Genomic DNA, 10,940 nt, shown 5'->3' with positions numbered 1-10,940 from the left:
TAAGTCCCTTCAGTTCGCAGCGGCGGCGAGCTCGGCGGCCCGGGCCGCGGCGCCGTCCATCGTGTCCACCACGGTCACCAGCGGATGGTTGGCCTGGGCAAGGATCTTGCGGCCCTCGGCGACGTTGTTCCCGTCGAGCCGGACCACCAGTGGCTTGTCAGCAGCAGCACCGAGCAGTTCGAGTGCCTGCACGATCCCGTTCGAGACCGCGTCGCAGGCGGTGATCCCGCCGAAGACGTTCACGAACACGCTGCGCACCTGCGCATCGCTCAGGATGATCCCGAGCCCGTTCGCCATCACCTCGGCCGAGGCGCCGCCGCCGATGTCCAGGAAGTTCGCGGGTTTCACGCCGTACTGCGAACCCGCGTACGCGACCACGTCCAGGGTCGACATGACCAGGCCGGCGCCGTTCCCGATGATGCCGACCGAGCCGTCGAGCTTGACGTAGTTCAGGCCCTTGTCGTGCGCGGCCGCCTCGAGGGGATCCGCCGAGGCGTGGTCCTCGAAGGCGGCATGATCCGGATGCCGGTACGCCGCGCTGTCGTCGAGCGTCACCTTCCCGTCCAGTGCCTCCAGCGATCCGTCGGCCAGCTTCACCAACGGGTTCACCTCGACCAACGTGGCGTCCTCGGCGATGAACACGTCCCACAGCCGCCGTACGACGTCCTCCGCGCCGGCCGGGAACCCAGCCGCAGCCACGATCTCGGCCGCCTTCGCCTCGTCGACGCCCACTGCCGGGTCAATCGCAATCTGAGCGATCGCGGCCGGGTTCGTGTGCGCGACCTCCTCGATCTCCACACCACCTTCGGTACTGGCGATACAGAGGTACGAGCGGTTGGCCCGGTCGACCAGGAAGGAGAAGTAGTACTCCTCGGCGATCGCGGCGGCCGGCGCGAGCAGCACCCGGTGCACGGTGTGGCCCTTGATCTCCATCCCGAGGATCTCGCCGGCCCGGGCGACGGCCTCGTCGGGGGAGGCGGCGAGCTTGACCCCACCGGCCTTGCCGCGGCCGCCGGTCTTCACCTGGGCCTTCACCACGACCCGGCCACCGAGTTCCGCGGCGGCTGCGGCCGCGTCGGCCGGATCCTCGATCACGCGGCCGAGCGTCACCGGGACGCCGTGCCGTGCGAACAGCTCTTTGGCTTGGTACTCCATCAGGTCCACAGGGGCAGTCCTTCCGATCCGAACGGTCGTGTGCCGACTGTATGCGGTATGCAATCCGGTCACAAGAGCCAGCTGCAACGCGTGAGGTCTGGACAACGGACAGCCAGGAGAGGTACCACAGATCTCATACGGTATGCAGTAGTCAGGAGGCGCGACATGAATCACGTGACTGCCCGGGACGTGCGTGACGTGTACGGCCGGAGGTACCGGGTCGGTGAGGACGCCCGGGATCTGACCGGGCACTCGCGGCGCTGGCAGCTGTGGGCCGCGTGGGCCTGCATGATCGCCATCAGCCCGTTGCAGTACTCGTTCGGTACGGCGGCGCTCGGGCTCGAGTCCGACCGTGGCTGGGGTGCGGTCCAAACCCTGTGGCTGCTCGCGATCTTCGTCGCCTGCCAGGCCCTGGTCGCCATTCCAGCCGCCTGGGTCCAGCGAGTACGGCGGGCCAGCCCGACCCAGCTCGTGGTTCTGGGCGGCCTGCTGTCCGCCATCGGCCTCGCGACTCTCGCGCACGCGGACAGCTATGCAGTCGTGGTGATCGGCTACGCCCTGCTCGGCGGTACCGGCGCCGGTATCGTGTACGCCGCGTGCATCACGACCTCGGCCCGCTGGTTCCCGGACCGGCGGACGTCCACGATCGGCTTCGTCACCGGCGGGTTCGCGATCGGCGCCGTACCGAGCATTGTGTTGCTGACGCTGGCCGACAGTGCCGGCAGCCGGAGGCTCGTCTTCGACCTGACCGCGGTCGTCGCGGTGCTGGCTACTGCCATCGGCGGTGGGTTGCTGAAGGATCCGCCACGACACTGGTGGCCCGCTGCCATCGACGCGCAGGCCTGGGCGATCGACCGCAAGCTCAACCGCAGCATCCCGCACAACGCACCGGCCGTGCGGCACTACCGTCCGGCCGAAGCGATGCGGACCGGTGCGCTGCCGCTGATGTGGCTCATGCTCGCGATCAGTGCCGCACTGTCGTTGTTCGGCATCGCTTTCGTCGTGAGCTTCGCAGTGTCGACTGGGCTCGGCGTTGCGGTCGCAGGCTTCGCGGCCGGATTGCTTGCCGCAGTCAACGGTCTCGGTCGTTCACTCGCCGGCACACTCTCCGACCGATTTGGCCGGCGACGCGTACTGGCCGCCGTACTGATGGTCGAGAGCTTCACCCACGTCGGTCTGGTTGTCGCTGGTGAGGCAGGTGTGGGCTGGGCGTTCGTCGTCTGCGCCATGTTCGCCGGCCTCGGTGGTGGCGCGTTCTACGCGATCATGGCCAACCTCGTGCTGGAGTTCTTCGGCGAGAACAGCCTGGTCCAGAACCAGGCGATCCTGTACTCCGCCAAGGCCGTCGGCGGGCTCATCGGAGTCGGCGTGGCCGCTTCGGTGATGGCGGTGGTCGGGTATCGGCCACTGTTCCTCGGCGCGGGACTGCTCGGCGTACTGGCTGCACTGAGTGTGCGGTTGCTGAAGCAGCCTGGGCGACCTGCACTACCGGTCCGGCCCCAACTGGGTACGCCGGTCGCCGGGTCGAACGAGTGAGTGAGTACGGGCGCGTTGTGCGGCCTGACCCCTGTGTGATGGAGCTGGTGTCCAAGCTCGCCCGGGAGCCGTGGACGGATCGGCCGTCTTGCGTGCATCCGACTCTGAGTGCGGCGGCCCGGGCGGTCCATGACCACTCCAGCTCGGCGGGACGGCGAGAGCTGCTGCCGCTGGCGCCGAAGTTCATCGAAACCGCTCGGCCGGGGCTGGAGGTGTCGGCGCGGGTGGTCGCACTCTGTGTGTCGACCGCGCTGGCCGGCGGTGACATGACGCAGGACGAGGCTCAACGCCTGCACAACGCGCATCAGACGGCGCTGCATCTACTGACCGGGCGGGCCGAGCCGGAAGGAGCGGCCCGCTGGTGGCTGCCGCTGCTCGGCCGGTTCGGCTGGAGTGAGCCGTTCTACCGCACCTTCGTCGCCGCCGAACAAGTCGCAGAAGCGATCGCGGTCACCGCTCGCCAGGCGAACAGTGACCGCGATCGACGACTCCGGCAGCTACTGAAGCAGTGCCTTGCGGCTCATGGAGCCCTACGCCCCGGAGCTCCGACACCTTCGTGATCGACATCCCCGGCGCCCCACAACCCATGGTCGCGGTCGTCGTCGGGGATCACCATCAGCTCGCCACGGACCGGTACGTGCACCTGGTCCTCGAGCCGGCGCAGGTCCGACGTACAGCGTTCCAGGTCGTCCAGCAGCCGGAGGACGTCGAGATGCTCACCCAGGTGATTCCTCAAGGACATAAGGGACTTCTCGAGTGCCAGCAGCGCCGAACGGGTCCGGTGCAGCTCCTCGTGAATTGTCATCCGAGCCTCCCTCTGGACAACCACCGTGGCGTGGGATAAGACTACGACTACCACATACGGTATGCAATCTACATTGACCCCAAAAGCCGAATCCCGGCTCTTTCCGAGGAGATGACTGCAGATGGCGCAGACAGTGTCGGAGAACCAGTCCGTCGCGCAGGTGAAGGAGCCGGAGACGATCTCAGGCGGTCACCTGGTCGCCAAGGCCCTGAAGGCCGAGGGGGTCGAGGTGATCTTCACCCTCTGTGGCGGCCACATCATCGACATCTACGACGGCTGCGTCGACGAGGGCATCGCGGTCGTCGACGTCCGGCACGAGCAGGTCGCCGCGCACGCGGCCGACGGCTACGCGCGGATCACCGGCAAGCCCGGCTGCGCGGTCGTCACCGCCGGCCCCGGTACGACGAACGCCGTGACCGGTGTCGCGAACGCGTTCCGCGCGGAGAGCCCGATGCTGCTGATCGGCGGCCAGGGCGCGCTGAACCAGCACAAGATGGGGTCCCTGCAGGACCTGCCGCACGTCGACATGATGACGCCGATCACCAAGTTCGCCGCGACCGTGCCGCACACCGCACGTGCTGCCGACATGGTCTCGATGGCGTTCCGCGAGTGCTACAACGGCGCGCTCGGCCCGTCGTTCCTGGAGATCCCGCGGGACATCCTGGACGGTTCGGTCCCGATCGAGTCCGCGACGGTCCCCGAGGCCGGTCACTACCGCGCGTCCACCAAGAGCGTCGGCGACCCGGCCGCCATCGAGGCGCTCGCGGATCTCATCGCGCACGCCGAGAAGCCCGTCGTACTGCTCGGTGGTCAGGTGTGGACCTCGCGCGGCAGTGACGCGGCCACCGACTTCGTCCGGGCGCTCGACGTACCGGCGTTCATGAACGGCGCCGCCCGCGGCACGCTCGCCCCCGGCGACCCGCACCACTTCCACCTGTCCCGGCGGTACGGGTTCAACAACGCCGACCTGATCATCATCGTCGGCACGCCGTTCGACTTCCGGATGGGCTACGGCCGGCGGCTGCCGAAGTCGGCGACCGTCGTCCAGATCGACATGGACTACCGGACCGTCGGCAAGAACCGCGACGTCGACCTCGGTCTGGTCGGCGACCCGGGCGCGATCCTGGCCGCGGTCACGCAGGCCTCGACGGGCCGGGTACGGAAGACGGATCGCCAGGCCTGGTTCAAGGAACTGCGCGCGGAGGAGGAGGCGGCGTACCAGAAGCGGCTGCCCCGCCAGCTGTCCGACGCGAACCCGATCCACCCGCTGCGGCTCGCGCACGAGATCAACGAGTTCCTCACCGAGGACTCGATCTACATCGGCGACGGCGGCGACATCGTCACCTTCTCCGGTGGTGTCGTGCAGCCGAAGTCGCCGGGGCACTGGATGGACCCGGGCCCGCTCGGCACCCTCGGCGTCGGCGTCCCGTTCGTGCTCGCCGCGAAGTACGCGCGGCCGGACAAGGAGGTCGTCGCGCTCTTCGGTGACGGTGCCTTCTCGATGACCGGCTGGGACTTCGAGACGCTGGTCCGCTTCAACCTCCCGTTCGTCGGTGTCATCGGCAACAACTCGTCGATGAACCAGATCCGGTACGGCCAGGAGGCCAAGTACGGCCACGACCGCGGCCGGGTCGGCAACACCCTCGGCGACGTCAAGTACGACGAGTTCGCGCGCAGCCTCGGCGGGTACGGCGAGGAGGTCCGCGACCCCAAGGACATCGGGCCGGCCATGCAGCGCGCCCGCGAGTCCGGCCTGCCGTCGCTGATCAACGTCTGGGTCGACCCGGACGCGTACGCCCCCGGAACCATGAACCAGACCATGTACAAGTGAGAGGACCCCGCCATGTCTAAGGCCCTCGATGGTGTCCGCGTACTCGACATGACGCATGTGCAGTCCGGACCTTCCTGCACCCAGATTCTCGCCTGGCTCGGCGCCGATGTGATCAAGCTCGAGGCGCCGACCGGTGACATCACCCGCCAGCAGCTGCGCGACGTACCGGACGTCGACAGCCTCTACTTCACGATGCTGAACTGCAACAAGCGCAGCATCACGCTGAACATGAAGTCCGAGCGGGGCAAGGAGATCTTCGTCGATCTGGTGAAGAACTCCGACGTCCTGGTGGAGAACTTCGCCCCCGGCGCGATCGACCGGATGGGCTTCACCTGGGAGCGCCTGCAGGAGATCAACCCCGAGCTGGTCTTCGCCTCGATCAAGGGCTTCGGCCCCGGCCGGTACGAGAACTTCAAGGCCTACGAGGTGGTCGCCCAGGCGATGGGCGGCGCGATGAGTACGACGGGCTTCGAGGAAGGTCCGCCGACCGCCACCGGTGCTCAGATCGGTGACTCCGGGACCGGGATCCACCTGGTCGCCGGCATCCTCGCCGCGCTCTACCAGCGCACGCACACCGGCAAGGGCCAGCGGGTCTCGGTGGCGATGCAGGAAGCCGTGCTGAACCTGACCCGGGTCAAGCTGCGCGACCAGCAGCGGCTCGCGCACGGTCCGCTGAAGGAGTACCCGAACGACAACTTCGGCACCGAGGTGCCGCGGTCGGGGAACGCCTCCGGCGGCGGCCAGCCCGGCTGGGCGGTCCGGACGGCGCCCGGTGGGCCGAACGACTACATCTACGTGATCGTCCAGCCGCCCGGCTGGGCCCCGATCGCGAACCTGATCGGCAAGCCCGAGCTGGCCGAGGACCCGGACTGGGCCACGCCCGCTTCCCGCCTCGACAAGCTGGACAAGATGTTCGCGCTGATCGAGCAGTGGACCGAGCAGCACACCAAGTTCGAGGTGATGGACAAGCTCAACGCCCTGAACGTGCCGTGCGGGCCGATCATGTCCACCCGCGAACTGATCGAGGACGAGACGCTGGCCGAGCTCGGCGCCGTCGTCGAGGTCGAGCACCCGCAACGCGGCAGCTTCAAGACCGTCGGCTGCCCGATCAAGCTGTCCGACTCCCCGGTCGACATCGAGACCTCACCCGGTCTCGGTGAGCACAACTCGGCCGTCTACGGGTCGCTCGGTATCGACACCGCGGAACTGTCCGAACTCAAGGCCGCCGGCGTCGTCTGACGCAACCCCTTCCTGTGAATTGGAGTGCATGGCATGACCTATGACAAGGCAGCAGTCCAGACCATCCTCGACCAGGCTCTGGCGGACGGCCGCACCTCGCTGAGCGCGCCCGAGGCCAAGCTGGTCGCGGACGCGTACGGGATCCCGACTCCGGGTGAGGGGCTGGCTACGACTGCCGAGGGAGCCGCCGGTCTCGCGGCCGAGATCGGGTTCCCGGTCGTTCTCAAGATCTCCTCACCGGACATCCTGCACAAGACCGATGCCGGCGGCGTGGTGGTCGGCGTCGACAGTCCCGAGGCGGCGCAGGCGGCGTACGAGAAGATCATCGCGAATGCCAAGGCCTACAAGGCGGATGCGCAGATCAGCGGTGTCCAGGTGCAGAAGATGCTGGTCACCGGCGGTGACGTGCAGGAGGTCATCGTCGGGGCGGTGACGGATCAGACCTTCGGGAAGATCGTCGCCTTCGGTCTCGGCGGTGTCCTGGTCGAGGTGCTGAAGGACGTCACCTTCCGGCTCGCGCCGCTGAACGACACCGAGGCGCGGGAGATGATCGACGGGATCAACGCGCACGAGATGCTCGAAGGTGTTCGCGGTGCCAAGCCGGTGGACAAGGACGCACTGGGCGAGCTGGTCAAGCGGCTGTCCGACCTGGTCACCGACTTCCCGCAGTTCGCCGAGGTGGACCTGAACCCGGTGCTGGCCGGGCCGGACGGGGCCACCGCGGTGGACTTCCGGATCATCGTCGACGCCGAGGCCGGTAAGCCGGTCGAGCGGTACAGCCAGGAGCAGATCCTGACGGCGATGACGCGGATCATGAAACCGCGCGCGGTGGCCGTGATCGGGGCGTCCAACGAGGACGGCAAGATCGGCAACTCGGTGATGAAGAACCTGGTCAACGGCGGGTACGCGGGGGACATCTACCCGATCAACCCCAAGGGTGGCGAGGTGCTCGGGCGCAAGGCCTTCCCCAGCATCCTCGACGTACCGGGTGACGTGGACGTGGCGGTGTTCGCCGTACCGGCCAAGTTCGTCGGTGGAGCGCTCGAGCAGTGCGGGGAGAAGGGCGTGGCCGGGGCGATCCTGATCCCGTCCGGCTTCGCCGAGACCGGTGAGCAGGAACTCCAGGACGAGATCGTGGCGATCGCCCGTAAGCACAACGTCCGGATTCTTGGGCCGAACATCTACGGCTACTACTACCTGCCGGAGAAGCTCTGCGCGACCTTCTGCACACCGTACGACGTCCAGGGCAGTGTCGCGTTGTCGTCACAGTCCGGCGGGATCGGGATGGCGATCCTGGGCTTCAGCCGGTCCAGCCGGATGGGTGTCTCCGCGATTGTTGGGGTAGGCAACAAGGCCGACATCGACGAGGATGACCTCCTGACGTTCTTCGAGAACGACGACAACACGAAGTTAATTGCCATGCATCTGGAGGATCTGAAGGACGGCCGGGCGTTCGCCGAGACGGCGGCCCGGGTGTCGAAGAAGAAGCCGGTCGTCGTGCTGAAGGCCGGCCGCACCGCCATGGGCGCCAAGGCGGCCAGCTCGCATACCGGAGCGCTGGCGGGTAACGACAAGGTGTACGACGACATCCTGCGGCAGAGCGGTGTGGTCCGGGCCCCGGGGCTGAACGAGATGCTCCAGTACGCCCGCGGGATCCCGCTGCTGCCGACTCCGAAGGGTGAGAACGTCGTCATCATCACCGGCGCGGGGGGCTCCGGTGTCCTGCTTTCGGACGCCTGTGTCGACAACGGCCTGCAGCTGATGACGATTCCCGACGACCTGGACGCGGCGTTCAAGAAGTTCATCCCGCCGTTCGGTGCCGCCGGCAACCCGATCGACATCACCGGTGGTGAGCCGCCGGCGACGTACCGGAACACGATCGCGCTCGGGCTGGAAGACGAGCGGATCCATGCGCTGATCCTGGGTTACTGGCACACGATCGTGACACCGCCGATGGTGTTCGCGCAGCTGGTCGCCGAGGTGGTCGAGGAGTACCGCGCCAAGGGCATCGACAAGCCCGTCGTCGCTTCGCTGTCGGGTGACGTCGAGGTCGAGGAAGCCAGCCGGTACCTGTTCGAGCACGGCGTGGTCGCCTATCCGTACACCACCGAGACACCTGTCCAGGTGCTCGGCGCCAAGTACCGCTGGGCCCGCAACGCGGGACCACTCGGTTCGTAGAGCAAGGGAGGGGTTGCTCAGCGGGGGCAATCTGTCAGCAGTGGCCTGGCGTCGATCTAAGGAGTCCGCCTTGGACGTCACAAGCAAGACCTCAGAAGTACCAGACGAGCCCGTCGCGGCGGGCGTCACCGAGAGAGTCTGGAAAGCGGGCCGGCTCGAACCGATGCCGATCCGGAAGCTTCCGGACGCACCACCCTCCCTGCACATCCTCGGCCCGACCGTGTTCCTGGTCGCACTGGGCGTGGGGATGGGGGAGTCGTACATGTGGCCCCGGCTCGTCCTGGTGTTCGGGCCGGACATCCGGTGGTTGTTCATGATCGGTGTCACGCTGCAGGCGTTCGTCCTGCTGGAGATGGCCCGGTACGCGATGGCGACCGGGGAGAGCATCTTCTTCGGCGCGGCCCGGATCTTCAAACCGTTGATGTGGTTCTTCTACGTCGCGGCGATCCTGATCTACATGTGGCCCGGTCACCTGTCGGCCGGCGCCGCGGCGTTCGAGGAAGTGAGCGGAATACCTTGGCAGGTGTCGGCGTGCGTGGCTCTGGTGTTCGTCGGCGTCCTGTTCAGCATGCTCTCGGTGATCTACAACTTCCTCGAGAAACTGCTCGGCCTGCTGATCGGCTTCCTGGTCGTCGGTACGTCGGTGATCGCAGCGCTCGTCGGTAGCTGGGACGACCTCGCCCGGACCCTGTCCGGCATGTTCGCCTTCGGCTACTTCCCCGACGAGGCACTGACGCAGGCCTGGTTCCCGGTGGTGGTCGGATCCATCGCGTTCGCCGGTCCGTCCGGTATGCAGCAGATGTGGTACACGCTGCAGCTGCGGGACAGCGGCGCGGGTATGGGTGCGCACATCCCGAAGATCCGCGGACTGCGGTCGTCCGGCGAGGCCGAGGCGATGCCGTCGCGGGGCTTCATGTTCGACACCGAGGACCCGGCCGAGATGGAGAAGTGGAAGGGCTGGCGCAAGTGGGTGACGTTCGACGCGCTGCTGCTCTTCTGGGGGATCACGATGCTGGTGACGATCTCGTTCACCGTGCTGGCCATGTCGGCGGCCCGGACGAACCCGGATCTCTCGAACATCATCCGGCAGGACGACTCGCGGTCCGCGGCACTCCAGGCGATGTCGGACGCGTTCGCTTCCGCGGGTTCGCCGATCCTGGGCTCGTTGTTCTTCGCCTTCATCGCACTGATCGGGCTGAACGCGACCCTGGGTCTGTTCGACTCGTTCTCCCGTGGTCAGGCCGACATGACGTACTACTTCATCCCGGGCGCCAAGAAGTTCTCGATGTCGCGGATCTACGCCGGCTTCCTGTGGGGCGTGATCGTCTTCGGCATCCTGATCCTGCTGTTCGGTCCGGCCGACGGCCCGGCCGGGATCCTGGATACGCTGGCCTTCCTGTCCACGTTCGCGATGGGCGCCTACTGCATCGTGTTGCTCCTGGTGAACAACAAGTTGCTGCCCAAACCGATCAGGCCCGGCCCGGTGCGGAACCTGATCATCGGTTTCGGTGCGGTGTTCTACCTGGGCATGTTGTTCTACTGCCTGTTCCGCTTCGGCGTGGCAGTGGGCTGACATGACCGACCTGAAGGAACTCGCAGAGTTCTCGATGCCGGCCGCGGCGGTGGGTGCCGCGGCCGGGCTGGTCGCCGGCATCCTCGGCGCGATCGTCGGACAGCCCTTCGGCTGGGCGCTCGTCACCGGCCTCGGCCTGGGCCTGCCACTGATGGCCTTCGGCATCGGGTACGCCGTACTCGTTGCCTCCGGCAAAGTCCCGGCCGGCGTGTTCGCGCCGGCCGCGGTCTACTGGGTGATCGCGTTCCCGCTCTCACTCCTGGTGCACGCGATCGCCACCGAATGGGTGGTAGCCGGCTCACCCGGCCTGCCCGCCGAACCCTGGAAGTTCCTGGCGTTCCGTGCACTGCTCAGCATGGGCTTCGCGATCGGCTTCCTCTGGATGCACGAGCAGATCGGCCGCCACTGGTGGCCACACATCCTCGAGCGCAACCGCTACGCCCGCCGTACCGTCGAGCAGTACGTCCACCTCGCCAACGCCATGGAGGCCCGCAAAGCCGCCACCGGCCGAGGCCGCAAGAAGCGCGTCGCCTGACCGACGCATCCCCTGCCGAGGGCCCCCCCCAACCACCCGCACCCGCGGGCGATAGCCGGGGTAAGCAGTGGGGTCGGCGACCGCGGGG

9 protein-coding genes are annotated in these 10,940 nt (G+C 67.3%); 7 read left to right on the top strand and 2 right to left on the bottom strand.

Annotated features, from left to right (window positions below; genetic code table 11):
• Positions 1-9: 9 nt before the first annotated feature.
• Complete coding sequence (gene sucC, locus ACFCV3_RS01875) at positions 10-1,164, bottom strand: ADP-forming succinate--CoA ligase subunit beta (RefSeq protein WP_376025201.1); 1,155 nt, start codon at positions 1,162-1,164, stop codon at positions 10-12.
• A gap of 156 nt (positions 1,165-1,320) precedes the next feature.
• Between sucC and ACFCV3_RS01870 the strand changes: the two genes are divergently transcribed.
• A complete protein-coding gene (locus ACFCV3_RS01870; RefSeq protein WP_376025200.1) occupies positions 1,321-2,691 on the top strand; it encodes an OFA family MFS transporter in 1,371 nt (456 codons plus the stop codon).
• A 38-nt stretch (positions 2,692-2,729) separates the two neighbouring features.
• Positions 2,730-3,251 carry a hypothetical protein gene (locus ACFCV3_RS01865; protein WP_376025198.1) on the top strand — a complete coding sequence of 174 codons (522 nt, stop codon included), beginning with the start codon at positions 2,730-2,732 and terminating at the stop codon, positions 3,249-3,251.
• Here the strand turns inward: ACFCV3_RS01865 and ACFCV3_RS01860 are convergent.
• A complete protein-coding gene (locus ACFCV3_RS01860) occupies positions 3,212-3,496 on the bottom strand; it encodes a hypothetical protein (protein WP_132401100.1) in 285 nt (94 codons plus the stop codon). The genes ACFCV3_RS01865 and ACFCV3_RS01860 overlap by 40 nt on opposite strands.
• A gap of 121 nt (positions 3,497-3,617) precedes the next feature.
• On the opposite strand from ACFCV3_RS01860, the gene ACFCV3_RS01855 reads away from it, so the two are divergent.
• The 5 genes from ACFCV3_RS01855 (at position 3,618) to ACFCV3_RS01835 (ending at position 10,852) form a co-directional block, all read left to right on the top strand.
• Positions 3,618-5,327, top strand: a complete 1,710-nt coding sequence (locus ACFCV3_RS01855) for a thiamine pyrophosphate-binding protein (RefSeq protein ID WP_132401103.1) — start codon at positions 3,618-3,620, stop codon at positions 5,325-5,327.
• Positions 5,328-5,339: 12 nt separating this feature from the next.
• Positions 5,340-6,566, top strand: coding sequence for a formyl-CoA transferase (gene frc / locus ACFCV3_RS01850; RefSeq protein ID WP_376025196.1), 1,227 nt, complete (start codon positions 5,340-5,342; stop codon positions 6,564-6,566).
• 33 nt (positions 6,567-6,599) lie between these two features.
• Complete coding sequence (locus ACFCV3_RS01845; protein ID WP_376025194.1) at positions 6,600-8,744, top strand: acetate--CoA ligase family protein; 2,145 nt, start codon at positions 6,600-6,602, stop codon at positions 8,742-8,744.
• A 70-nt stretch (positions 8,745-8,814) separates the two neighbouring features.
• Complete coding sequence (locus ACFCV3_RS01840; protein WP_376025193.1) at positions 8,815-10,317, top strand: Nramp family divalent metal transporter; 1,503 nt, start codon at positions 8,815-8,817, stop codon at positions 10,315-10,317.
• Position 10,318: 1 nt separating this feature from the next.
• Complete coding sequence (locus ACFCV3_RS01835; RefSeq protein ID WP_376025191.1) at positions 10,319-10,852, top strand: hypothetical protein; 534 nt, start codon at positions 10,319-10,321, stop codon at positions 10,850-10,852.
• Positions 10,853-10,940: the final 88 nt, after the last annotated feature.

The sequence above is a fragment of the Kribbella sp. NPDC056345 genome, assembly GCF_042262745.1.
GTDB lineage: Bacteria > Actinomycetota > Actinomycetes > Propionibacteriales > Kribbellaceae > Kribbella.
This window is presented reverse-complemented; position numbering and strand designations above follow the sequence as displayed.